22 protein-coding genes and 3 pseudogenes are annotated in these 23,973 nt (G+C 66.2%); 10 read left to right on the top strand and 15 right to left on the bottom strand.

From position 1 onward, the window contains the following. Positions 1 to 59: 59 nt before the first annotated feature. From ACGFU7_RS39135 to ACGFU7_RS39160, 6 genes and pseudogenes are all read right to left on the bottom strand, one after another. Positions 60 to 329, bottom strand: a complete 270-nt coding sequence (locus ACGFU7_RS39135; RefSeq protein ID WP_393702601.1) for a hypothetical protein — start codon at positions 327 to 329, stop codon at positions 60 to 62. A gap of 477 nt (positions 330 to 806) precedes the next feature. Then, complete coding sequence (locus ACGFU7_RS39140; RefSeq protein ID WP_393702686.1) at positions 807 to 977, bottom strand: IS3 family transposase; 171 nt, start codon at positions 975 to 977, stop codon at positions 807 to 809. 60 nt (positions 978 to 1,037) lie between these two features. After that, positions 1,038 to 1,232: pseudogene (locus ACGFU7_RS39145) on the bottom strand (DUF4158 domain-containing protein); the annotation flags it as partial. Between the two features lie 6 nt (positions 1,233 to 1,238). Further along, on the bottom strand, positions 1,239 to 1,625 hold the full coding sequence (locus tag ACGFU7_RS39150; RefSeq protein ID WP_393702602.1) for a DUF6009 family protein: 387 nt from the start codon (positions 1,623 to 1,625) through the stop codon (positions 1,239 to 1,241). A gap of 164 nt (positions 1,626 to 1,789) precedes the next feature. Continuing rightward, on the bottom strand, positions 1,790 to 3,316 hold the full coding sequence (locus ACGFU7_RS39155; RefSeq protein WP_393702604.1) for a phage/plasmid primase, P4 family: 1,527 nt from the start codon (positions 3,314 to 3,316) through the stop codon (positions 1,790 to 1,792). Beyond that, entirely contained in the window at positions 3,313 to 4,353 is a 1,041-nt protein-coding gene (locus ACGFU7_RS39160; protein WP_393702606.1) for a bifunctional DNA primase/polymerase, read from the bottom strand. The genes ACGFU7_RS39155 and ACGFU7_RS39160 overlap by 4 nt, the downstream gene beginning before the upstream one ends. Positions 4,354 to 5,365: 1,012 nt before the next feature. Between ACGFU7_RS39160 and ACGFU7_RS39165 the strand changes: the two genes are divergently transcribed. Beyond that, positions 5,366 to 5,674: a Smr/MutS family protein gene (locus ACGFU7_RS39165; protein ID WP_393702608.1), complete on the top strand. Its 309-nt coding sequence runs from the start codon at positions 5,366 to 5,368 to the stop codon at positions 5,672 to 5,674. 13 nt (positions 5,675 to 5,687) lie between these two features. Then, positions 5,688 to 6,206, top strand: coding sequence for an aldehyde dehydrogenase family protein (locus tag ACGFU7_RS39170; RefSeq protein ID WP_393702610.1), 519 nt, complete (start codon positions 5,688 to 5,690; stop codon positions 6,204 to 6,206). 1,146 nt (positions 6,207 to 7,352) lie between these two features. Here ACGFU7_RS39170 and ACGFU7_RS39175 read toward each other — a convergent pair. The 4 genes and pseudogenes from ACGFU7_RS39175 to ACGFU7_RS39190 all read right to left on the bottom strand — a co-directional run bounded on the left by ACGFU7_RS39175 (position 7,353) and on the right by ACGFU7_RS39190 (position 11,413). Then, positions 7,353 to 8,138, bottom strand: a complete 786-nt coding sequence (locus ACGFU7_RS39175; protein WP_393702690.1) for a hypothetical protein — start codon at positions 8,136 to 8,138, stop codon at positions 7,353 to 7,355. 146 nt (positions 8,139 to 8,284) lie between these two features. Continuing rightward, a pseudogene (locus ACGFU7_RS39180) lies at positions 8,285 to 8,845 on the bottom strand (DUF2637 domain-containing protein); the annotation flags it as partial. Positions 8,846 to 9,086: 241 nt separating this feature from the next. Continuing rightward, on the bottom strand, positions 9,087 to 10,175 hold the full coding sequence (locus ACGFU7_RS39185) for a ParB/RepB/Spo0J family partition protein (protein ID WP_393702612.1): 1,089 nt from the start codon (positions 10,173 to 10,175) through the stop codon (positions 9,087 to 9,089). After that, positions 10,172 to 11,413, bottom strand: coding sequence for a ParA family protein (locus ACGFU7_RS39190; RefSeq protein WP_393702614.1), 1,242 nt, complete (start codon positions 11,411 to 11,413; stop codon positions 10,172 to 10,174). Before ACGFU7_RS39190 ends, ACGFU7_RS39185 begins: the two co-directional genes overlap by 4 nt. A 324-nt stretch (positions 11,414 to 11,737) precedes the next feature. Here ACGFU7_RS39190 and ACGFU7_RS39195 point away from each other — a divergent pair. The 6 genes and pseudogenes from ACGFU7_RS39195 to ACGFU7_RS39220 form a co-directional block, all read left to right on the top strand. Beyond that, a pseudogene (locus ACGFU7_RS39195) lies at positions 11,738 to 12,175 on the top strand (DUF6461 domain-containing protein); the annotation flags it as partial. Next, a complete protein-coding gene (locus ACGFU7_RS39200; protein ID WP_393702688.1) occupies positions 12,151 to 12,354 on the top strand; it encodes a DUF6461 domain-containing protein in 204 nt (67 codons plus the stop codon). The pseudogene ACGFU7_RS39195 and the gene ACGFU7_RS39200, both read left to right, overlap by 25 nt. 434 nt (positions 12,355 to 12,788) lie before the next feature. Beyond that, positions 12,789 to 13,064: a hypothetical protein gene (locus tag ACGFU7_RS39205; RefSeq protein ID WP_393702616.1), complete on the top strand. Its 276-nt coding sequence runs from the start codon at positions 12,789 to 12,791 to the stop codon at positions 13,062 to 13,064. A 22-nt stretch (positions 13,065 to 13,086) separates the two neighbouring features. After that, positions 13,087 to 14,610, top strand: a complete 1,524-nt coding sequence (locus tag ACGFU7_RS39210; RefSeq protein WP_393702618.1) for a protein kinase family protein — start codon at positions 13,087 to 13,089, stop codon at positions 14,608 to 14,610. A 729-nt stretch (positions 14,611 to 15,339) separates the two neighbouring features. Then, positions 15,340 to 16,278 carry a ParA family protein gene (locus ACGFU7_RS39215; RefSeq protein WP_393702620.1) on the top strand — a complete coding sequence of 313 codons (939 nt, stop codon included), beginning with the start codon at positions 15,340 to 15,342 and terminating at the stop codon, positions 16,276 to 16,278. After that, on the top strand, positions 16,278 to 17,222 hold the full coding sequence (locus ACGFU7_RS39220) for a hypothetical protein (RefSeq protein ID WP_393702622.1): 945 nt from the start codon (positions 16,278 to 16,280) through the stop codon (positions 17,220 to 17,222). The genes ACGFU7_RS39215 and ACGFU7_RS39220 overlap by 1 nt, the downstream gene beginning before the upstream one ends. Before the next feature lie 55 nt (positions 17,223 to 17,277). Here the strand turns inward: ACGFU7_RS39220 and ACGFU7_RS39225 are convergent, their stop codons facing one another. After that, entirely contained in the window at positions 17,278 to 18,012 is a 735-nt protein-coding gene (locus ACGFU7_RS39225) for a hypothetical protein (RefSeq protein WP_393702624.1), read from the bottom strand. Further along, positions 18,009 to 18,992 carry a ParA family protein gene (locus ACGFU7_RS39230; RefSeq protein WP_393702626.1) on the bottom strand — a complete coding sequence of 328 codons (984 nt, stop codon included), beginning with the start codon at positions 18,990 to 18,992 and terminating at the stop codon, positions 18,009 to 18,011. Before ACGFU7_RS39230 ends, ACGFU7_RS39225 begins: the two co-directional genes overlap by 4 nt. 845 nt (positions 18,993 to 19,837) lie before the next feature. Between ACGFU7_RS39230 and ACGFU7_RS39235 the strand changes: the two genes are divergently transcribed. Continuing rightward, positions 19,838 to 20,500 (top strand): HAD family hydrolase, encoded by a 663-nt coding sequence (locus ACGFU7_RS39235; RefSeq protein ID WP_393702628.1) that lies wholly within the window; start codon positions 19,838 to 19,840, stop codon positions 20,498 to 20,500. Here the strand turns inward: ACGFU7_RS39235 and ACGFU7_RS39240 are convergent. Beyond that, positions 20,481 to 21,713: a helix-turn-helix transcriptional regulator gene (locus tag ACGFU7_RS39240; protein WP_393702629.1), complete on the bottom strand. Its 1,233-nt coding sequence runs from the start codon at positions 21,711 to 21,713 to the stop codon at positions 20,481 to 20,483. The two genes, ACGFU7_RS39235 and ACGFU7_RS39240, sit on opposite strands and share 20 nt — an antisense overlap. Before the next feature lie 189 nt (positions 21,714 to 21,902). Here ACGFU7_RS39240 and ACGFU7_RS39245 point away from each other — a divergent pair, with 189 nt between their 5' ends. After that, entirely contained in the window at positions 21,903 to 22,286 is a 384-nt protein-coding gene (locus ACGFU7_RS39245; protein ID WP_393702630.1) for a hypothetical protein, read from the top strand. 526 nt (positions 22,287 to 22,812) lie between these two features. On the opposite strand, the gene ACGFU7_RS39250 is transcribed toward ACGFU7_RS39245, so the two are convergent. Both ACGFU7_RS39250 and ACGFU7_RS39255 read right to left on the bottom strand, forming a co-directional pair. After that, positions 22,813 to 22,998 (bottom strand): hypothetical protein, encoded by a 186-nt coding sequence (locus ACGFU7_RS39250; RefSeq protein WP_393702632.1) that lies wholly within the window; start codon positions 22,996 to 22,998, stop codon positions 22,813 to 22,815. A 246-nt stretch (positions 22,999 to 23,244) separates the two neighbouring features. Continuing rightward, entirely contained in the window at positions 23,245 to 23,754 is a 510-nt protein-coding gene (locus ACGFU7_RS39255; protein ID WP_393702634.1) for a hypothetical protein, read from the bottom strand. Positions 23,755 to 23,973 lie beyond the last annotated feature (219 nt).

Consider the following 23,973-nt stretch of genomic DNA (forward strand, 5'->3'; position numbering starts at 1 on the left):
TCAGCCCCAACGAATACGAACGCCGACACCACGCCGCTAAGCTCACGCTCGCCGCGTGATCAACGAAGCGTGTCCACCATCACGGGGGAAGGCCCGCCGTCGTTGATCGTGAGCAGGTGCTTGCGCACGAACTCGCCGCTGCTGGCAGTGGTGACCTGCTCGCGGCCGGCACGGCTGGCCATGCCGAGGTCGTGCCATGCCCGGCGGCGCTCGCGCCATGGGCCTAGGTCGGTACGCAGAACAGAGAACGGATGGATGCCGGGCAGCGGGCCGAGCGTCGGCGGTGCGGGGGCGTCGTCGTCGAAGAGGGCTGGGCAGTGGATCGGCATGCGATCGCCTCCCGGGGGACATGACGAAGCCCCGCGACGACGGGGGATGCGTGGCGGGGCTCGTCTGTGAGGTTAGCGGGGTGCTTCCGTGCACGCCGGAAGCACCTCCGACTTCAGGTCACGGAAAGATAACTGTGCAAGGGGTGTTCTGCACGCCCTCAACCTTCTCCCGGATCTGGCTCGCTCTGGTGCGCCGTACACCGAGGGCTGCGCCCAGGTTGTTCTGGGTCGGCCGATTGCCGGTCTCCCGTTCCACCTGTTGGTGGACGTCGAGCCATTCCTGAGGCACCAGGGCCTCCGGCGCGGGGAGCCCTCCCGCAAGGGCCGTTCGTCTGCTCCGCTCAGATCCTCACGGCCTGGCGTCCGGACGTGCCCATCGACCGCCCCCCGGCGCACTTCACCCCGTTCCGCAAGGACAGCACAGCGGGTCGCACTTCCGCGTCCTTGAGGTGACTCCCCGAGTGGGGATACGGGGATTCATGCTGCGAGTGAGAGTCTCGCTGTCTTGTAGTACTGCTGTTCGAACTTTATCGGGGAGAGGTAGGACAGCGCGCTGTGCCGGCGGCCGGGGTTGTAGTAGGTGAGCCACTCGAATATCTCCAGCCGCGCCTGACGCATCGTCGCGAACAGCTCGACACGGCACTGCACCAACAGGGCCTCCCGCTGCCGGTCCTCAACCAGCTCGACCGGGCAGACCTCCGTCGACAGCCACTCCGTCAGCCGTTTCTCGTCCGCCACGGTCGACGACCGGAACCCCAATACCTCGCGGATCTGTTTCCGGTGCCGCTTCGCGCCAGCCAGGTCGTACTTCGCGAGTTCGGTCGTCGGCACCTTGACCAGACCAGCGACGTCCTCGACAGCGGGCTGCGGGAACTCCTCGATGAACTCCGGGAACCGGCCCATCCGAGGCTAGGAACCCGCTGACGTTATGGCCGCCGCCGTTCCCAGCTGGGAACGGGGTGTTTTCGCTCCGACCCTCTTGGGCTCGACGGTCCGCGGATCGACGGCTTCGCCCGGTGCCCCCTGACGGTAGACACCCTGGGGGACGGTGTCGCGGTCGTGGGGCAGAAGGAAGAACACCCTGCGGCGATAAAGACCACTGTCCGGGTCGGCGTCAGCTGTCTCGTCGAGTTCGGTGTAACCGATCATCCGGCCGTCACGAGCGTAGCGGGGTCTGTTACGGCGTCGTGGAGTCTTGTCGAGGGCCTGGCGGACGTAGTCGAGGTTGTCCGGGTCTTCCAGCCACACAATGCGGGCTTCGTCGGAGAGGTCGCTCTCGGTCAGTAGCGAGCTCATGGCCTCATTCCCTCCTGTGTGTGGCTGCGCCGGTGGTCTGTCCGGTGCCTGGGTTGTTTGCCTGCCTTCGGAGCGGCGGAACTGTCCGCGCTCGTCCGGACACCTTCATCGTAGAACGGTCCGAGACCTGGGCGCAGGGGCGCGTGAAGACGATGACTTGGCATCTACTCGGCTACCAGGGCAAGAACGGGATAGAACTTCCGGCCGTTTGATTTGATCATGTCGGATGGTGAAGCGAGGCCGAGTTCCTGACGGACCCGGGTGGCGAACGTACGAGCGGTGGCCGGGCGGATACCTTCTCCGGCTGTGCACCAGGAGCTGTAAGCGTTGTAGAGCAGGCCCTGCTCCACACGGAGGTCCGGGTGGGCCTCCGTGTCCCGAGTGCAGCATTCGGCAAGGAAACGGCCGATGTGATCCTCGGTGTTCGCGTAGGCGCTGGTGGCGATGCGCACCCGGTCGGGGCCTGTCAGGGGATCACGGGTGGCGAGGTAGCGCCGGGCGCCCTCGGTGAGCCAGTGCAGGATACCGGGGCCTTCGTCACGGACGAGTTCAACGGCCAGGTTATCGATCTTGTGCTCGTCGGGGACGATGCGTTCGAAGGGCAACAGACGGATACGGCGCCAGAAGGCGAAGCCACCGGTGGAGACCTCGGGACGGTGATTGCCGAGGAGCCACAGGTGGTGGGTGGGCGTGAAGGAGAAGTAGTCCTGCCTCATACGCCGGGCCTTGATCTTGTCTCCGCCCGTCAAGAGACGGACGCGTGCCTCGTCGAACTTGTCATTCGGCTTCAGCTCACTGCAGACGATGAGCCGGCGGCCGTGGAGCTCGGTGAGCTCGGTGGAGTGTTCGGAGAAGGCGCCACGGTCCATGAGGAAGCCGGGCGGTGCAGCGTCCGCGTAGTCACCGAGAATCTGGATCATCACATCCAGAAGGACGGATTTGCCGTTCTTGCCCTGGCCATGGAGAAAGGGCAGGACCTGGGCTCCGACGTCGCCGGTGACGGAGTAACCCAGGAGCAGGTGCAGGAAGTCGATCATCTCCCTGCCTTCGGCATCGCTGCCGAAGGTGTCGGTGAGGAAGCGGTCCCACCGAGGGGTTGGCATGGTCTGAGGGGCGACGCTGGTGGCACGGGAGTGGAAGTCCCTTGTCGCATCAGGCTTTCGAAGCCGTCCGGTGTTCAGGTCTACAACGCCTTCGGGGGTGCAAAGAGCGTAAGGATCCCCATCGAGGGTGTCCGGGTCCAGAGAAAGATCCGGAGAGGCTTTTGCCTGGACGAGGAGGGCCTTCATACCCGTGGTGGACAGGGTCCGCCGCTTGTGAAGGTGAAGCTCCCGGTCACTGAAGTACCCACGAGGATCGGTGTCCGGCATCTCCTCGGCGAGTTCTCCCGCCGCCCAGAGAGCGGCTTTTTCCCCACCGGTGCGCTTCCACCGGTAGCCGTCCCAGGAGAACCAGCCCAGGCCCTCCACGTGCCGGAACTGGTCACGGTAGACGCGGACAAACAGCTTGGCATTGCCCCGGTCGGTGAGAGTGGCGGGAAGCTGCCCGACGTAGTCTCCGCCGCCCTGCGGAACGGCGGAGACTGCCTGCCCGGACGTCTGCGAAGGAAGAATCGGTGCTTCTTCCTGGAGTTCGAGCATCTGCTGAGCGGCGGCAGCTGCGTCAAAGCGCTTGCTCTCGGCGCTGCTCATGAACGTCCTTCGAGGTAGAACGGCCGGACGGCCCCGGCGGCGAGACCGTCAAGGATGATCTTTTCATTGCGGGCCGACTGCCAGGGGCGAGCCGCTTCGGCTGCCCTGACCAGAAGGGCCTTGGCCTCGGATTCGTCCAGGTACCCGGCGCCGAGCAGGCCACCGGCCGTGAACGCAGCCCGGTTCAGCTTCTCCGTGAACCCTGCGCCCTCTGCCGTGGCGGCGCATTCGGAGACAGCGTCTACGAGCGGGGCCAGGACCCGCTGGGCCTTCGTCCCGCTGCGCGGAAGCCGTGCCGCCCGCGCAGCGGGTACGGCAGAGAGTTTCGGACGGTTGGGAGTGATGACGTGTCCGGTGCGGGTGAGCTCCCCCGCAAGCCATTCCGGCAGCGGGGCGGGCGCGCGGGTGGCACCGACGGCTTCGTAGGTGCCCTGCGAGGTTCGTGTGGTCGGCGCAATAATGTACCCGCCGTGCGCACGGACATCAACTTGCCAAGCAAGGGCCACTTTCGCACTGGAACCGGTCGACGAACGGTATCGGACGGCAGGCTTCGGGTTTTCGTACCAGACGTGAAGTCCTCCCGACGGAGTACGAACCCGCAGGGTCTCCGAGTCCTCCGCAGGAGACTGCTGCCCCCTCAGCGCAGCCAAGAGGGCCAGGGTGTCGAAGCCCGAGGCCAGTCCGTCGAGATTGACCGACTCGTGAATCGGAATACCTGGAAGAAGGAGGGCTCGGTCCGGAACAACGACGGAGTGGGCGTCGATGTCGATGACGACCAATGCCGCCGGACCACAGGCAACACCGACACCTGCACGGGAGCTGCCACCCCACCAACGCTCTATGCGCACCGGGTCCGTGGTACCGGCGTGGAAGCCGTGGCAGGGCCTGCCAGCGGGCAGGCAGGGGCATGTCGCGGCATCGTGGTGCCGGTCCCTGCAAGCCGGGCAGTTGGCAATCGGGGTCTTCCGGCCCACGGCAAGAGGATGGACCGGCCAGCCCTTGGCGGCGCACCATCGAGCGAGGGCAAGCCGAGCCACGGCCCTGGCAGGGGGAGCAGTTGAGCTCGTATCACCGTGGCGCTGCACTCAATCGTCCTCGTCGGGTCGGTCCTCGGCTTTCAGTCCCTGCCGGGAGTGCGCTGCTCACAGCGTTCTCCCCATGAGAACAGGGACCCAAGGGACTCACTTCCAGAAGAGAGTCTAAGGCGTGCACTCCCCGGGGTGCAGGATTCCCCCCGCGTGCCGTTGCATCAGATTCTCGGTCCCTTGAGTCCCTTGGAACCCTGCGGGGGGACAGGGGTCTGCACGGCTGAGCGTTCATAGCTGTCGCGACAGGGACTGACGGGTCTTCCAGCTGGAGCCTGCGGAGGCACTGTGCCCTGCAGGGGCGGGACATGAGAGGCCGGCAGAGAAGCCCCGGACAGGGTCTGGAGCGGTGAAGACAGGGCTGGAACTTTTGGGTCCCTGGCTCGGCCCCTCAGTAAAACACCAGGTCAGAGCTATTGATGCCCGCCGTCGAGGGACTGAAGGGACTGTAATCGCTAATTATGAGCCAGTCTTGACATGCAAGTCATACGCGCCCGCACATACGCGCTCACACGTTAGTGAAGTTATAACTCCGAAGTTGAGTCCCTTCAGTCCCTTTCCACTGTAGGAAAACGCCTCTGACCTGCAGCTTTATTCAGGGACTCAAGTCAGGGACCGACAGCGGCCCAGCTCTGGGGTGACACCTTCTCTCGGAAGCCGAGGCGCTCCTCCTCCTCCTCCTCCTCCTCCTCCTCCGCCGGTCGGGCTCTGCCGGCCGTTCTTTCGTCTTCGGTAGTGTCAGCGGCCGGCTGACGCGCCTGCCGTCGCTGTCGACGGCCACTGCGACATGAACGTGCTTGTGCGGGTCGATTCCCACTGTCACCCCTGGACCAGCCGCATAGCCCGTGTCCAGGATTCCGGGTCAAGTCCGGTCAAACCCCCTTCTCTTCTCTCCCCGCCTACGAATCACTCGTGACGGGGCTCACAGGGGTCGTAGGGCTTCGGGGTGAACCCTTGGCTAGCGGTGTCCGTTGATGTCAAAGAATTAGCAAGAACGAGCGGACCGAGACAGCCGGAGGCGATCGCACTGTTCAGCCTGGATCTACACCCCATCTTCCGTAACAACAAGGACATCGAGCTGGCTCTGAGAGAGTTCATCTTCAAGGCAGCAGCGACCGGGGTTCCGGTCGCTGAAGTCATCCCTGGCAAGGGATCAGGCCAGCTCAAGAAGCGCGTGCTTGCTTTCTTGGCACAGAAACACATCAAGAAGCTCTACACACGTCTGGAGGCCGATCCGACCAATGCAGGCCGGATCTTGGTCTACTTCAGGTAGTGCCTGAGCCGTCTTGGTCCGGCGAGCGGCGGGTTGCTACATCGCCCTCACGATCATCACCGGTGTGTCACCGGACGCCAAGGTCGCACAGGAGGAGATCTTCGGGCCCGTGCTGACGGTCCTGACCTACCGGGACGAGGAAGAGGCCATCCGCATCGCCAACCACACCGAGTTCGGCCTGTCCGGTGCCGTCTACAGCACCGACACCGAGCGCGCCCTGCGCGTGGCCCAGCAGATCCACGCCGGCACCGTAAACCTGAACAACGGCATCACCGTCGACATCGGCGTGCCGTTCGGCGCTGACCCTGGTCCTTCAAGGCGCCCTCACCGAAGCTGCAACAGCTCCCGGCGAGGCACGCATCGTCGCCGTGTCTGGCTCGGCGTCACCCGCCACGACCACTCGATAAACCAATCGTCCCATGCCCACGACAACGTCGCTGTCCACAGACCCCGGTTTTGCGTCCTGGGAAGTGGTGTACGGGTTGGACCGGATCCAGGGGTTTGCTCCGGCTTTGGGATGACGCCCGCATAGTTGAACGGCCACCGGCTGATCCAGGCTGGCCGACCTCACCCCCGACGAGTGCCACATCCTGCGGTCGGTGTCCCTGCTGAACGCCTTCGGTCTCCAGCTGGCCACCGCAGCAGCCGGCGCGGCAGCCGCGTACCTGGCCAACCCCTGACCGCGCACGCGCCGCCGCCGGCTCCGTGCCTGAAGTGGCCTGCCGATCCGGGGCCACGTGTGTCAGGCGGTGCCGCTCCCCCACATCCGAGTGATCCGCCGGGGCCTCCCTTCACCTTCATGTCTGCGGAGCGTTGGCGGTGTATGCGAAAGATCATCTGCCTGGCCGCCGGAGCAGCTGTCCTGCTCGTATCCGCTCCCCCGTCGGCACTCGCGGCCCCACACACTGCTGCCGCTCGGACAGTCGATACCCACCGCTGCACACCGCGGGGCAACTACTGCATCGTCCCGCAGTACACACCTCGTCTCGGCGGGTGCCGCTGATCACCGCCACAAGGTCTCCGGCAAAGAGGGCCATGCCTACTGGACGAGGTGGACTTACAAGAAACCGGGCCACGGAACGAAGACCAGCGGATGAAGCGGTCCTCGTGGACGGGCGATAACGGACGGGCGCCCGGCGTTGCGGTGGAAACCCTGTGGGGACACCGTTTCTCCAGCCCGTGCTGTGAATCCCCGTTGCTGGCTACCGCAGCTGGCGCCAGCGTTCCGGCTGTGGTTCGGGTGCGAGGCAGGGGGCCCGGAACGGGGCGGGTTGCAGGCCGCGGGGAGTCGGCGAGGCCGGCGGCCTGGTCGAGCATCCGCATCGGGATGCGGCCGCTGGTCCAGGTGTCGTTGAAGGAGGGCACCGAGTCGACGTCGCCGAACTTGCGACGGATGGCGTCCATCAGGACGTCCAGGCCGCGCGACTCCAGGCCATGGTCGGCTCCGGCTTCGGCGCGGATGGCGCTGTACAGGCAGGGGGCGCCTTGTTCGTCGATCTGGGCCGATGAGGCCCGGATCGGCCAACGGCCACGGTCGGCGGGATCGGTCACAACCCCGTCGGTCACCGGTCACCGCGATCGTTACGGGCCATCGGTCATCGGTCATGGACGCAGGTCCCGGACATGACGGTGGCCGATGACCAAACACGGTCACCGGCCACTCGTCCAACGCCGTGGGTCAGCTGCTGACCGACCAAAGGTGTGCGCGGCCCCGCTGCCGACGTTGCTCTTCGAGGTACTCGGCAGCGGCGTTCACACGCCGCTGCCCCGTCTTCGGGGACAGCCCGAGCCGACGAGCGACTTCCGCTCCGGAGAGCTTCTGCCCGACTTCCTCAGCCTCGGCCAACCATCCAGCGACGGTCGCGATCTGTCGCTGAACGGGGTCCACGTCCGGCTCGTCGGTCTGCTGCTCGGGCAGCCGCGCGGTGGCCGCTCCGGTGTACATGACCGACGCCTCCCACGTGTCTGGCTCGCTGACGGGAGTCTCTGGTGTCCTTGCCGACGGGACATTGAGCGCGGTCTGCTGCGGTACTCCCCTGCCGGTACCGAGGTCGCCCGCTACTGAGGCGGCAGGCACCGGAACCGGGTCGATCGCGTCCAGCTGCGAAGCAGCAGGCGGCTCGGTCAGGGCGGTCGAGGAGAAGGAGTGGCGGTCCGCCGAAGCGCCAGCACCTTCGGCTCGGGCCTCGGTTCCGTCGTCCTTGACGGGAGTCAGCGCGAGTTCCCCGGTCGGCTTCTCCTGATCATCTGCCGATACGGGCGGCTGCAGAATCTGCATCTTGAAGTCCTGCAGGATGGGCCGGAGCTGTCCTTCCGTAAGGACGCCGCCGGTGGCAGGGGCGACGACACCGTAGTGGGCGAGGAACAGGCCGAGCCGGCGAGCGTTCGGCATCTCTCCGAACTGAGTCACGTACCCCTGGACGGCCTCGTGGCAGGCGACGTCAGGCAGGACAAGCTCGTCCATCACGGAAGACTCGGCAGAATCGGCCGACGGCATCGGCTCGGCGTGGGGCGCTGCAGCTGGCCTTGGCTCCCCAGCTTCCAGAGCACGCTGGTGCTCACCCACCAGCTCGGACTGTGCCAGCCCCGCTTCCACAGCCGCTGGGCCAGGGCGGGGGGCAGCAGGGCCGGTTCGATGCCTGCGGCGGCGAGGCCGGCCGGACCGGTCTCGGCCAGCGGGACGCCGTACTTCGCCAGGCGCAGCGGCATCAGGGACTCGACGGGTGCCTTGCGGCGCCAGTTGCGGCCGAAGCGGGCCTGGAGGCGGGCCTGGTAGATGAGCCGGTCCTGTTCGAGCTTGATGACCTGCTCGTAGGACCGGAGCTCCCAGAGCTTCATCCGCCGCCACAGCCGGAACGTCGGTATGGGGGAGAGCAGCCAGGCCGTCTGGCGCAGCAGCGGGAACGGGATGCGCAGCCAGGTCAGCAGCAGGTCCAGGGCGAGCAGGACACAGATGCCCGCGTCGATGCCGATCGGGAAGACGTAGGCAAAGTCACCGAAGCCCTTGTCGATGGCGAGTTCGCGAACGGCTGCTTACGAACCGGCGAAGCCGATGGCCGCGATGATGACCGCGCCCGCGACCACGATCGAGATCAAGATGCGGTGCGCCCGGGTGAGATTTACTGGCGTCGTCCCTGTTCCCGCGGTCACGTGCTGGCGCCCCTCCTGCATCAGTACTCCAAAATCCGGAACGGGTTAACACTTTCACGATGCGCTGCGTGTTGGGTCTGTTCAGGCCGTGGGGAGCGCATCCGTCAACCAAAAGTGACCGCGAGGCATCCGCGGACAAGGGTTCAGCGGAACTGGTAGAGGCCGGCAGACGGACTTGGCGCGCGTCCTGTGCGCGCGATCGTGCAAGGCAACGGCCCCGCCCCCGCCGATAGGCTGGGTTGCGGGGCCGTGACGCAGATCCCTACTTCTTCCCGGCTGCTGAGGCTTGCTCAGCTCGCATCTTCTTTGTCTCTTCGATCTTGTAGTCCACCAGCAGCTCGGTGAGCTTCCGCCTTGTCGGGACATCGAGTTCAGCAATGATCAGCTCCGACAGAGCCTCCGGATCACGGGATGGCAGCCGGCCCACAGTGCCAGCTTCTTCTCGCGGCTTCGGTAGCTCGCTCCCGGTTGTCTCCTCAGACGCAGACTCATTTATTACGGCGTAATAATCGGGGGAAGGCGCGGGGTTCGCCGCTAGCCCGGACGGCTCGCTCGGGGGGTCCTCGGCGGGCGGAGACTGGGTCTGCTGCTTGCGACTGCTTGCGGCACGCTGTTCTGCCCGGGCCTTCTTGTCGGCGGCTTCCTGCGCTTCCTTCTCTTTGAGTAGCCGCAGGTGTTCCTCCTGCTCCTCGGCCTTCTTCTTCCCGACTCGCCGCAGCAAGGCTGCCGATTCCTCACCGGACTGGAGCCTCTGCTTCAGCTGCGGTGTCAGGGTGAGTAGCGCGAGCCTCTGGGAGACCCAGCCCTGTGAGCGGTGGAGACGGGCCGCGAGCGCCTCTTGTGTGCCGTGGACCTTCAGTAGTTGGTCGAGGGCTTTGGCTTCGTCGAGGTGATCGAGGTCCTGGCGGTGGATGTTGGCGACGAGGGCTGATTCCAGTATTTCGTCGGGGTTGCTGCCGAGGTCGTCGTCGAGCATCACCTTGATCTCGGTGAGGCCGGCCTCCCGGGATGCGGCGAGGCGGGAGTTGCCGTCGATAACGACGTACTTGGTGTCCTGTTCGAGGTCGTGCTCTCGCCCGGGGTTGCCTTCGAGGTAGGCGAACCGGCCCATGATGCTGATCGCGGTCTTCTGGCCGTGGTCGCGAAGGCTGGCGCTGAGGTCTGTCAGGTCACCGAGCTCGGACCGCGGGTTGTCCGGGTTCAGGCTGATCAGGTCAACGGGCAGTTTGACGGGGGGCGGTGCTCCGTCTGTCGGGGCGCTGGTGTTGGCGTTGATCGCGGCGCGGCGTGCGCTGATGGTCTGTGTCTGTCCGAACGACGCACCAGCGCCGAGCCTGTCTGCCTTGCTCATGAGATCTCCCGGGCCAGAGCCCGCATTCCGACGGACTGGTCACAGCGGGGCGAGTACGCCAGCAGGGGCTGCCTTACGCGCACGGCCTCCTTCTGTTCCTTCAGGTCTCCGATGACTCCGACTACTCGGGGATCCTTTATGTCCATCCATGACTCGAGGGATGAGGTGGCGATGTATCCGCGTCGGGCGTCGTAGTGGTTCACGACGATGCCGAGGTAGTCGAGTTCGAGGTGCATGTCGTTGCGCAGGTCCTCGATCTGTGAGGTGAGGAGTCCGTAAGCGTCGGCGGAACTGTCCTCGGCTTGGACAACGACGAGTACACCGGAGTTGCCGGGTGCCTCTTCGGGGCGGCGGCGCCCGTAGTACGCGGCGGCGTCCATGCTCAGGCCGAGGCTGGGTGGGCAGTCGATGATGACGGCGTCGTACTCGTCCTCGACAGCGGACAGTGCCCTTTCCAGTGCGGCCTCTCGGGCGCGGACACCGGAGAGCTTGACGTCCAGGAGGAACGCGTCGGTGCACGCGGGCAGGAGGTGCAGGCGTTCACCGAACCGGGCGTCTTCTATCGGCACGATGAGGTCACGCAGTTGGCCCTTGGACTCGCCTGCCATGTGCTTGGTGAGGCTGTCGCCCTCGAGTGGCAGAGGCTCCTGGCCAAGCTGCTTGGTGAGGTGGCACTGGGGGTCGAAGTCGACCAGGAGAACCCTCATGCCGAGGCCCGGCAGGTCCTCGTAGTCGAGGGGGGAGTCACTGTCGTCGTCGGACAGGGCGGCCGCGAAGTGCTTGGAGATCCGTACGGGGTGGAGCTGGTTGGCGTCTTCAGCCAGGGCCTCACCTGTGCCGGCGGTGATGGCGGTCTTGCCGACGCCGCCCTTCTGGTTGCAGACGATGACCCGCTTGGGGTGCTCGGGGCGCACCACGGTGGGAGCTGGGTTGGTCTCGAGCCACATCTGCACCGATTGCGCGAGGCCTTGGATGATGGAGACTCCGCGGGAGGCGCAGTCGCCACGGAAGCTGTCCCACTGGCCTGGGGGGAGAAAGGTGGCGAAGGACTTGGCGCCGGAAGTGTCGATGGGGGCGAGGTTGGACCCGAGCCCGCGCCAGGCCTCGATGCCGGCTTCGACGGCGTGCTGAATGTCGATGCCGTGCTGGGCGGCCCGGATCTTCAGGTCCAGCTGTAGTGCGACAGGGATCTTGGAGACGACCTTCTCGCGGTCGGCGCCTGGGGATGACAAACTCATGGTAGGTAGCTTACTAACGCACATGATCAGATGCAGCATCAACACGCTAGCTTCGCCAAGTATTACGCCGTAATACCGACCCGTTCCTTGGGCGTGCCCTCGTCGCGCAATGACGTGTGTCCCGTCCCCCGCGAAGTCTGAGCAATTCCGGCATTGCCCAGGCATCCATGAAGGGGCCCCGGTCATGTCTGGCAAGTGGTGCAGTACTCCGGTCTTCTCGGGGTGCGGCGGTGCAACACCCCTCCCCGGACACCTGACGAGACGGCCCTACCGGCCGCTGCACGGCTCCGGCCGATGCCAGAGGTCTGAGCGAGGATCTCGGCCATGACCGCAGCTGCTGCTGACTACGTGTGGTTCAAAGAACGATTCCCGGAACTCGCGAGGGCGTATTGCATCACCCTGGTCCACGACCTGCCCCCAGCCGAGTTGCTGCGCCGGCTTGTCGGCCGGGTCGAGCCTGCACTCACCGGAATACCGGCACTCGTCGACGCCGCCCACGAACTCCATGACAGGCACCGGGGCCTCCGGACACTGGTCGCTCTGACCACGAGCGGCTCATGGAATTTCATGATCGAACCCAACGGTTTCCTCGGCGTCACCGAGGAGGTGGCTCTGCCAACATCGAAAGGCACCCGCTGGGTTTCGCACTACGACAGCCATGACGGCAACACCGGCGGCACGTTCCTCTGGGCCCAGGACACGAACCAGCGCCTGCACTTCGAACTCGACGACCCCGGATGCCGAACCGGCTCCACCCCGGACGAACTCCTGGACCTCATCCGCCAGACCGGCTTCGAGTTTCCGGAAGAACCTGCCCCCTCGACGACTACCCGGCCGCATCGGCCGCCCTCGCCCTCGCAGAACACCTCACGCAAGTCCGACTCACACCCGAGCTGCTCCAGAACACCACCTTCTCCTGTGGCAGTTCCGAGATCTGGTGAATGAACCACGGCCCCGTCTCCGCAGAGGTTCACACGCATACGCCCCAAGAGCAGATGCCCAGGCCTACCCGTGACGGATTCTGCAACCACGTCCCAGACAACTCCAGCCATCGCAGGTGTCCTTCGACAGTGAAGTTAGTCGTGTGCAGCGTGCTGACCTGGAACGACTGGGTTGGATGTCAACGCCGCTGGGTGGAGCCGGGAGTTACGCCCATCGGTGATTGTCTTCGCAGGTCCTGGCACGGGCCGTCAGCGGTCGGGAGAGTCACGGGTATGAGCGATCACCGTGAGGACTACAGCGACGCCGGTGTGCCGACGCTGAAGGCCGAGATCGTGTTGCCGCATGGCCAGATGGGAAGCGTCCCCACCTCCGGTCCCTGCCGAATCGGTGGCATGAGCCGGTCAGGCGGGGTGGGTTCGGTCATACTGTGCGCGTGGAGCACATAGGCGGATACACCATTGAAGCCAAGCTCGGCGAGGGCGGGATGGGAACCGTCTACCTGGCATATTCGCGCGGCGGCCGTGCGGTCGCCGTGAAGGTGGTCAAGCCCGAGCTCGCGGCCGATCCGGCCTTCCGTGCCCGTTTCCGCGTCGAGGTGGAGGCGGCCCGCGCTGTGGGCGGTGTCCACACCGCACCGGTTGACGATGCGGACCCTGACGGCGAACCGCCGTGGCTGGCTACTGCTTACGTGCGCGGGCCCACTCTCTGAACTGCTGGCCGCCGATGGCCCGATGGACGAACCTCACCTTCGGCAACTGGGCGCCGCCCTGGCGGAGGCGCTGGCGGCTATCCATGCCTGCGGCCTGGTACACCGGGACCTCAAGCCTGGCAATATCATCATGGCTGAGGGCGGCCTCCGGGTCATCGACTTCGGCATCGCCCGGGCCATCGGGTCCACGCACCTGACGGCGACCGGAGCGGTATTCGGCACACCCGGCTATCTCGCGCCCGAACAGGCTCTGAACCGTGAAGTCACCGGCGCCGCTGATGTGTTCGCACTCGGCGTGGTTCTGGTTGCGGCGGCGGGCGGCGCTGCCTGGGGTGAGGGTCCAGCGATGTCCCTGATGCTCCAGGCGGCCCATGAGCCACCGAACCTTACGGCGCTCCCACCGGGGTTGCGCGAGGTGGCGGCGTCCTGCTTGGCGAAGGATCCGATGGCACGCCCGGCCCCCTCCTTACTCCTAGACCTCCTGGCGGGGCCGTTGCCGAAGGAGCCCGGTCATAAGCCAGACCCACCGGCCCCTCCGCCAGCGCCGCCAGACACCCGTCACGACCCCAGGCCGACGCCCCCGGCGCCCACCGTCCCTTCGGGGCCTGCCTACACGCTGCTCCGCACGTTGAAAGCGAAACGTGGTGGGGGGCGTGTGACCGCGATGGGGTTCAGCCCGAACGGCCACATCCTCGCGGCGAGCTACAGCAGATCGGGCGTCCGCATCTGGGACCCACGCACAGGCGCGCAGCTCCGCCTCCTGCCCGACCGTACCGACGGCCCCGACCGCATCCACTCCGTTGCGTTCAACCCCGACGGCTGCACCCTCGCCACAGGTGGCGACGGCAAAGTGATCTGCCTGTGGGATCCGCACGCGGGCACGCTACGCCGTCAGTTCACCGGACACACCGGGACCATTGACTCCGTGGTGTTCAACCCTGACGGCGGCACCCTCGCCATCGGTACCTACGCTGAGGCTCGCCTCTCGGATGCCCGCACGGGCGAGGGATTGACCGGCCTGCCCGGCGCCACGGGCCCGGTGGCGTTCAGCCCGGACGGGAACACTCTCGCCACAGGCGACGCCGAAGGGCGCGTCCTCATCTGGGACCCACCCACCGGCCGACGACCCCGTCATCGGCTAAAAACCGGGAAGCCTTCGCATATCAGCGCGCTGGCGATCACCCCCGACGGCCGCACCATTGCCGCAGCCGGCAATACCTTCGCCGAAGATGGCAAGGTGTTGGTCCACGTCTGGGACATGCACACCGGCAAGCGGCACCATCGGCTCACCGGGCACACCGACAACATCAGCGCGCTGGCGTTCAGCCCCGACGGCCGCGTGCTCGCGTCCGGCGACAACAGCGGCACGGTCATCGTCTGGGACACCCACGCTGGTGAACAGCTGCTGATCCTGACCAAGCAATCCGAGAAAGTCCAAGCGGTGGCATTCAGCCCGGACGGCGGCATCCTCGCCGTAGACGGCTACAGCCTCGCCGTAGGCTGCCTTGACGGGAGCGTCCGCATCTGGGCGATCCGTACGAGGTAGCGCCGAGGCAAGCCTGAAAGCCGCCGGAAGTTGATCTTCAGTGTCTGTGGCGGGCGGCCGGGATGCGAGGGGCGTCATGCTGTGCGGCCGCGCTGACCCCGGGCCGAGCGTACGGCTCCAGGGATCGTGCGGAGGCTGGCGGAAGTGGGCCAGCAGCATCGGCATCCACGCACGACACCTCGACATACGGCACGGCCCCGTCCGCCCCAGTAGGCACAGCCATGCAACACCCCCAGCGCGCTCACCCCGTGCGACTAGGTTCGCTGTCATAGAAGCCGAGACGGCTGGGTTCGCTGGCAAACGCCTCAATTGGATGACAGCGGAGAGCAGGCCAGACCTTGCCCTGCCCACGCTGATCTGGGATAGGACATCAAGTATTACGCCGTAATACCCGCCCACCCGTGAGCCCGCTTGGCCGCGCAATGACACGCGCTGGGGATCAGCAGGCCTACGTCACAAGGCCGTACGCAACGGGGGACGTACCCGCATGAGCCCTCCGGCGGCCTGGACTGGGCTCCACCTGCACGCTTCAGGGATAGCTAAGTGGCTTTACGTCACTCACCCTGCGCCGACGATGCGTTGACCGAACCCTTGGGGGAACTGGGATGTGCCTTGAGCTCCCCAATTGGGGAGTCCGCCCTCGATACCGCTTCGTGGGCGGATTCCGGTGTGCCAGGATGCGAATGCCGCGCCTGTCCGGACGCGGATCCGGGATACGCAAGGAGGCCGGTGCCGGTGCTCAACGATCCCTTGGAACTGATCGACCCACCAGCAAACAGCGTCGTTATCGGCACGGGCAAGGGCGGCGTCGGCAAGAGCACGATCGCCGCACATCTGGCCGGCGCCTCAGCAGCAGAGGGCCGGCGAACGCTGCTGATCTGCCTGACAAGCCAGGACGATGACGACCTCGGTATCAAGCGATACGGCAGAGGTATCCACCCTGCTGGTCCGCCCGTCATAAACGGGCAGGGCCTGTATCGCTCCGTCTACGACCGCACACCACTTCTGCCCGTCCGTGAAGTGCGCCCCAACCTGGATGTCGTGCCGGGCGGCGAAACAGTGGGCGAGCTGATCCAGCTGCTGATGCACCGGATGATGACCGAAGGCACCGGTGTCGCACTCTCCCTGGCTCGCTCACTGGCACCCATCGCCGGCTGGTACGACCAGATCGTCATCGACAGCGCTCCCGAGAACGACTCGCTCGAGCAACTGGCCGTCGCAGCGGCACGCGTCCTGGTGGTGCCCACCCGGTCCGACGACTCCTCCATCCAGGGCATAGAGCGCATCTCTCGGAACTTCAAGATGGTGCGCCGCCAGGTGAACCCGCACCTGCGCGTCGGAGGCGCCTTCCTCTATGCGTCCAACCCGACCGCGACGTCGATGCACGCAGAAGTGAAGGAGGACATCCGCACAGTCCTCGGAAGCGCAACCCCGATCCTCTCAACCGTGGTCGGCTATCGGGAAAAGCCGGCCCGCAACTCACGCAAGAAGGGCCTGCTGTTCTCCGAGTACGCCGAGCTCCTGCCAATGAGCGCACGAGGATACGACGTGGCCGCCGGCCGCGCGAAGGTCGCCGACGTTGTACCCGATGCCATCGTGGGCCTGGCAGACGACATGCGAGCCCTGACCACCGAAATCTTCGAGCACTGCAGGAAGGCAACAGGCTGATGGGCAGCGACCTGTTCAGCGAAGACGAGCCGGGAACGCCCCAGACCATGGGCACCGGCCTGATGGGGCGCGGCTACCCGGGCATCGTCCAAGACGCAAGCGTGGTCATCAAGGCACCGGTCGGCACGACGCTCGAGTCGATTCCACTCCCCCGCCACCCAGCAGGCGATGGGGAGCTCAGCTCCGATGAGGAGGAGACCTTCGAGGCGTGCAAGGCAGGGGTCGACAACCTCCACAAGGCATTCTGGATCGCCGGCAAGGCTCTGGAAACGATGAAAACCGGCAACCTGCACCGGAACTCCGGTGTGCCGAACTTCGCGGACTTCATCTGGATCAACTGGGAAATCTCCGAGTCGCACTCCCAACGGCTGATGGCCGAGTGGCGGATAGGAGAAGCGCTCGCCGGTCTCGGCTGGCGGCCCCGGGAATCTCAGGTGCGTGAACTGACGCCCGTCGCCAAGAGCCACGGCGAGGACGCAGCGGTGGCCGTCTACGACACCCTGGCACGCGACGGAGGGCGCGTGACAAGCAGCGCGCTGAAGGATGTGGTGAGGCAACTGCCGGCCATTCCCTCCGACGCTGCGCCCGCAGATGTCGTACGGGCGGTCCGCGGGATCCTCGAGGCTTCGGTGCCTGCCACAGCAAGCGGGACCGACAGTCTTAGTGAGGTCCCGGCCGGGGAGGCAGCTGCGGCCGTCTCCCCGGCGAATGAGTCCGCAGGTGAGGGAGGCAGCCAGAGGCCTGACCCGGCCGACTCCGAGGATGTACGCAGGCTCATGCGGGCCCTCGCCTCTGTGACGGATGCTGCGAAGGCGATCAGCCGCCCGGCAGTTCGGCGTGCCGTCGATGAGCATCCCGAGGCGGCGATGCTGGTTGTCGAGAAGATCGAGACACAGCTCGGCAGGATTGGGCGGGTGATCGCCGTGCGGAAGCCAGCGCGCTGACGGCTCCTGTCCAAGAACGGGGCGGCTCTGTTTTCATGGAGCCGCCCCATTCTCTCTATGCCTGCCCGGACGTTCTCCTGCGTGGGCCGGTATCGGACAACGGCGGAAGGAAGGCATCCAGAGCGCTGTTGAGGAAATCGGACCGGTTCGGGAACGCGTACGCCGAGGCGAGGGCGTCGATGACCGCCAGCTCGCGGCTGGAGGGACGGAAGCTCTGCTGACGGCTGTCCTTGACCGATCCCCGGGCCGTACGCCGGGCCGGCACCTCGCCGAACAGGCCATCCGGGTCGCTGTCCTCCTCCTGCACAGGCTGTCTCCGGTGGCGCAGAGCCTCCCGCAGGGAATCGAACAAGTCGTGCTTCTTGGCGTGGAGCACAGCGCGACGCACCACCACAGCGTTCGTCGGTTCATGACCGGTCGTCATCTTCTGCGTGAGCTGATAGTGCGCGAACCGCCTCCGCACGTCGGAACTCACCATAATCGTGCACTGGCCGGCCTCTTGCCCCCTCTCCCCCAGCCGCGGTACCTGCACCTCGACGACGACCGCCGGTTCCGTGGAGCGTGAACCTGGGTTGGCAACGGCGGTCAGGACGTGCTTGGGCTCAACAGCGTTTGCACTGGCCGGTGCCGGAGCGGGGGCTGCCTCAGGAGAGTGTGCATCCGGGGTGGGGGCCTGTCGCCGGATGGGAGGGGCTTGGAAGGCGCTGCTGGCCGCCGACGCGAAGGCCTTCAGGCCGTCGTCGTCGGGAAGCCCACCCCGCTTCCTGGGCGTTCTGGTGGAATCGGTCATGCCGCCTCATTCTCCGTTCCGGCACTGCGGTCAAGCGCGATCTTCGCCTGCATGATCTCGATGGCCAGCGACTGGTAGTCCCCCGCGAGCGCCTTTACCGAACGCCGAAGACTGGGTTCAATCGACTTGCTGACCCTCATCTCGTGGGCGACACGGCCGGCCATCCGGCACGCCACTGCCGCCGCCTCGACGTGGCGGATGGTCTGGCCAAAGACAGGGGCAGCCCCGTTGAGATCCTCCTCCAGTTGCTCCTTGATCTTGGCCTGGACATTGGTAGCGCTCGCGTTGGTGGCGAAAATGACGACACCGAGCAGGCGCAGCATCGGGTTGAGGACGCGAGCTTGACCGAAGCGTCTGGCCACGGTGCGCAGTCCCTTGCGCGAGGAAGGGTCGGACTTGGAGGGGACGAGGACCAAGTCGCCAGCTGCGAGTGCTTGGAGCTGCAGGGGTTCCGACCCGGGGGCTACGTCCAGGATGATCACGTCGTAGTCGTCGCGGACGGCGTCGATCGCTGCGGCGTACATGCCCATCCAGGCGTTCTGGTCCTCAGGACTGTCGCAGCGCGAGGCAAGGCGGCGCTGGCAGTACAGCTCTTCGATGACGTCCTCAAGAACAGCTCCGCCCGGCACGACAAACAGACCTGGTCGTGCCTCGCCGGTCGGAGTCAGTGGCTTACCGTCGAGGATTGCGGCGGCCTGAGCCTGGCCGTCGTCAGCGAGCACGGTTCCGGTAGTCCCGAGGTCCTCGCCGTTGTTGCCCTGCTCATCCATCTCCATGAGCAGGACCCGCAGCCCGATGCCGGACCAGGCCGCACCCAGGGCTGCAGACAGGGAACTCTTGCCGACGCCGCCCTTGCCATTGACAACCACGAATACCTTGGCCCGGTGCACACCCTCCGACATGAGCTGAAGGCGCCGCCGCACTGCACGTTTCACCTCGATCAGATCAATGGCCGGGAGCGAGTGGACAGCGAAGGGCACAGGGATCACCTCCAGTCATAAAATGGACATCATGTGATCATCGACGGTACGGGTGTCGCGAGTGCTCTCACGCAGGACACACGCGTCGTGAAGTGCTGCGGTGTCGGTGTCCACCCGGTTGGACGCAGAGGCTGACACCGCATCCGGCGCCATTGCGTGCACGACGCTGAAAGCCGCATATGAGGCAATACATAGTGGTACGGCTAGCACGCCATATAGGGCATGTATCGCCCCTCAATGGGGGAGTGACACTTGCGGTCGGGTTACCGGGTCCTGGCAATCCGGCCACAAGGGGAATCGCTTCACCCATATGCCGTGTTCAGCACCTTACTCAGGGGGCTAAACCGGCTGTGCGCCGCCCTGGCGGCCTGGGAGCGGCTTCGGTATCGCGTCATACCGGCTGCGCCGAGATAGGCCGCGTACGGCACCATTCTGCGAGTCGCTTTTCCGACGGGAAGTGAGGTTTTCCCGGTTCCGCACACCGGCTGTTGTCTGCCTCAACGAAGTTGGACCGATCTCAGCGAACCTTGACCAATTGATCACCGGACCGGCCGGGATGCGGACCCCGCTCGCGTTGGATCAGGCTTCCAGTCAGCACGACCACCGTCCAGCCCACCCCAGCGCTTCGCACACAGCACCGGATATGGGGCGGGGGAGTAGCGACCTTCAGGGACCACAGCTCAGCTCCGCTCACGCGGAGCGGACACCAGCCCCGTCCACGCCAGAAGTGCGGCCCCGGCCCACCTCCGCTCGCGCGGAGAGGACTCCTCGTCCGCAGTTTTCTTGGGCAGCTTCGGTCCACAGGACTGGCCACGGTGTCCCCACGCACGCATAGGATGCGTCCCATGATTCGCGCAGTGGTGTTCGATGTCGGTGAGTGCCTGGTGGACGAGACCCGCGAGTACGGTACCTGGGCCGACTGGCTCGGCGTACCGCGGCACACGTTCGCCGCTATGTTCGGCGCCGTCATTGCCCAGGGGCGGGACTACCGGGAGACGTTCCAGGAGTTCCAGCCCGGGTTCGATCTGTACGCCGAGCGGGAGAAGCGCGCGCAGGCCGGGCAGGCCGAGCACTTCGACGAGACCGACCTGTACGCGGACGTTCGGCCCGCTCTGGCGCAGCTTCGAGCCGCTGGGCTGTGGCTCGGCATCGCGGGCAATCAGACTGTCCGCGCCGGCCGGATCCTGCGGGACCTCTTCACCGACGATGTCGACCTGATCGGCACCTCGGACGACTGGGGCGCGTCGAAGCCGGATCCAGAGTTCTTCGTACGGGTCGCCGAGGTCGTCCCGCACGAGCCCGACGAGATTCTGTACGTCGGCGACCGCATCGACAACGACCTGCGCCCCGCAGTGGCCGCAGGGATGCACACTGCGCTCATCAACCGTGGGCCGTGGGGCACCATCCAGTGGAACACCGCCGAGGCTCGCGACCTGCCGACGTTCCGCGTCGAGTCGCTCCTCGAGCTACCGGAGCAGATCACGAAGTTCAACGAGCGAGGGCGCTGACCGTCGTCGACCACCCGTACAGCCGCTCGTCCAGGTCCCGCACACACTGCTTGTGCTGGTGGGGGGCCAGGACGCGCCGCACCTCCCGTACCCGGTCCATGCCCATCGCGTACCAGGTGACCTCCAGCTGATCCAGCGCCCGGCGACCGTACTCGCAGGCTGCTTCCGGGTTCCCGGCCGCCGCCTCGACTGCGGCGAGGTCGCCGTAGACGACGGTCCGCTGCTTGTCCTCAGTGGTCGGCAGGTCGTCGAGGACCCCGAGGAGTGTTGTCCGCGCCTGGGGCAGATGGCCCGCCTTCAGCTGGGTGTTCCCCTTGAACGCGGCCAGACGGACTGCGCTGAACCAGTCCATCCAGGCCGGACTTGGATGCTCGGTGCCTGAGGCCAGGATGTCCTCGGCGTGCCCGATCAGGTGCAGGGCCGTCCTCGTGTTCCCGCACCTCGTCTCGCACTCAGCCTCCACCGCATCCAGCCACGCCCACAGTTCGGCCGAGGCAGGACCGCGGCGGGCGTAGGTACGGGCGGCCACCATCCGCTCCACCGCCGCATCCCGCTCGCCAGCCCACGCCGGGATGAAGGCCGAGTGGGCAAGAATCGCGCTACCGAGCAGCGGATCATCTGCCTGGCCAGCAGCCTGAAGGGCAAGCAGGAGGGTCTTGCCTGCCTGGTCTCCGTCGCGCAGGTCGAAGAACTTAATGCGCGCGGCCAGCAGGTACGACTCGGCCAGCGCCGAGGCCACGGTGCGACGGGTCCGCCCGCTCGTCTCGGTCAGCAGCGCACACCCAAGAGCGGCGTGGGCGACAGCCGCAGGGTGCAGGGTGGCCGGAGCGACGGACCAGTACAGGCGCCGGTGCGACCGTGTCACGGCCTCGAAGTCCGCTGCAACGGAAGCGGGCTGCATGGCGGCTGCGGACTGCATCGGCACAGCCGCGAGGCCGACAGCAGCAACGGTCGCACCCACCAGAGTCCGCCGTACCGGGTCCGGTCGGTCGCGGCCAGCCGGAGGGGTAAACCCCAGCGCTTCCATGTCCTGCCCGAGCAACTCGGTGAGAGCCTGCTGCAAGTCCGGGTGCGGCCACGGCGGATTCTCGGACTCCCAGCGCCGGATCTGCCGGACCCCGACACCGAGCGCGGAGGCCAACTCCTGCTGGGAGCGGTAGCCCGCAGCGTGACGGGCTGACCTCAAACGTACGTTGCTTGCGGGCTGCGACATGCGGAACCTCCGTGACTGGATCTCAAGTCAGTGTCACAGCAAGCCCTTTCGCTGGCTAGTCATCACCCGTACGACGGTATGAAAGCCCTCTTTGGTGTCGCGAAAAGACCTCTGAAAGTCCTCGATGTGCACCCTGGCAAGGGTCAGTCTTGGCGCACCGCCCAACACGGTGCCCGAGGAGCCGCAGCAATGAGCCCACCCAGCATCCGCACCATAGGAAACTGCCGCCTCGAAGAGGCCGGCCACGCGTGGGATGCGATCCGAGTGCCGCGCAGCGTCGGCCTCGACGCCCTCGCCATTCTCGGGGCCCGATCCGGGGCCGTCCTCGAAGACCCGCTCTCGGCCGCGCTGTACTGGTTCATCCCCCCGGGCGACGCCACCGGGTGGGACGTGGCCGGCACCCGCGTTCTCGATGAAGAGGCCCATCTGGTCATCCCTCCGAACAGGCGCACTCAGGGCCCCGGTCCGCACTGGCGCGTCTGCCCGGCTGCCGAGGTGTGGACGACGGAAGCCGCGGCGTTACAGGCCGCGCTCGAAGACGCGGCCAGCCCGCGCTCGGAGGCAGGGCAATGAGCTGTTACGCACCGACGCGAACACCAGCGGTCGCCGACGATGCCGCGTACAAGGCGCTCCTCGGCCACACCACGACCTGCACCACCTGCCGCACTGGGGCTCCCTGTCCTACGAAGATGCAGCTCGACCGTGCCTGGCGAAAGGACCCGATGAAGACGGACTCGACGGATAAGGTCCCCTGCTACTGCTGGGACATGGAGCCGAAGACTCTGGCGCGCTGCACTCGGAAGCCTGGGCATGCGGGCGACCACTACACCCCGTACACCCGCCCGTCGTGGGACCATCCCCGCGGGTGCGCGGAGCAGACCAAGCGACCTGCGGCCTTAGCGTGGGGGCACGTAGTTTTCCCACACTTTCACCGAGTCCGGCAAAACTGGCATAACGCCCCGTACATCTCCAGAGCGACGGTTCCAGCAAGCGTGAGGACGACCGATGCAGCGGCGACCGGCCACGGCGTCATCCCAGTCCGAAAGGCCAAGCGCAGGTAGATTCCGCGCCCATCACGGGCCGGAAGCGGAAGGTGGGCCTACCCGTGAGCCAGGAACGCGCCAGTGGGCGGGCCAGGAATGCCCTGCTCCGTCATGCGGGCGAGGCAGGCCATCCACGGCACGAGCCAGCCACCGGTGTCCGCCGCGAGGATCTTGGGCACGTCGTCCAGTTCTCGGGCCCGGTCGATCAGCTGCCTGACGAAGGCGGGGAGTGCTACGTCCACAAGGTGTGTCCTTCAGGTAGTCGGATCAAGGGGAGACCCGGCGCCGAGCAACGGGGAGGGGAAGCTGCGCGGCCGGGACATTGGAGCCCGGCCTGCCCGCCGAACCCCTTGGGCGCCGGGGGAGGGCCGGAAATTGATCAGCCAGAACGGCGAGGCACCCGCTCGGCGGCGGTGATGATGAAGGCGATGGCAGCTAGGAAGACTGCCACCTGGTACACGCGACGGGACATGGCCCTTCCAGGACGTTCAAGCAATCGAGTCGAGCGTCGTGAGGTCGTCCAGGTCGACGACCGTGAAGTCCGTCAATGTGCGGACAAGTTGCGAGGCGAGGAACCACTTCAGGGTCGGGTCTCGATACGGCACGGGCACGTCGTCACCCGCCAGCGCTTTGATCCCCTGGGCGGTCCACTCGTACGCCGTCCCAATGACTCCGTAGAGGGGGGCGCTGCGCACCATCAGGGCGTTGTAGCCCCTCTGAAGATGCGGGCACTGCCTGAGCCGCACCTGTCGGTCCTCTGCCGTCGGGCCCGGGTCGGCGTGGACCCTCGCGTTGTCAACGAGGATTCCCACGACGGTTGTTGCGCCCTCGACATTCCCCGCCCACTTGAACATCGTCAGCAGCGTCCGCGTGTGCAGACGGGCCAACTGAGATGCTGAGGGTAAGAGATCAAACGTCCTCGACCACTCCACGGCGACCGGCAAATTCCCCGTGAGGGAAGAGACCGGCGTCGCCGGCTCAGCGTGTCTCGGATGCATGACTCTCACTCCTGCCACCTCGGGATGTGTTCGGATCAGCGCACTCAGCAGTGGTGGTGGGTGATCAGAGTCCTCCCGGCCGGGGTGGCTTCACCATGGCCTGCGGGTGGCTTCTCGGGACACTTCTGGGCGACAGACGTGGCCTCGGGGTAGCTTCTAAGTGCCTTTTGCCCACGACCTGTTGTCTTGTCGACGGCGCGCGGTATCCCCTTCTCATGA

The organism is Streptomyces sp. NPDC048473 (assembly GCF_043200155.1).
GTDB lineage: Bacteria > Actinomycetota > Actinomycetes > Streptomycetales > Streptomycetaceae > Streptomyces.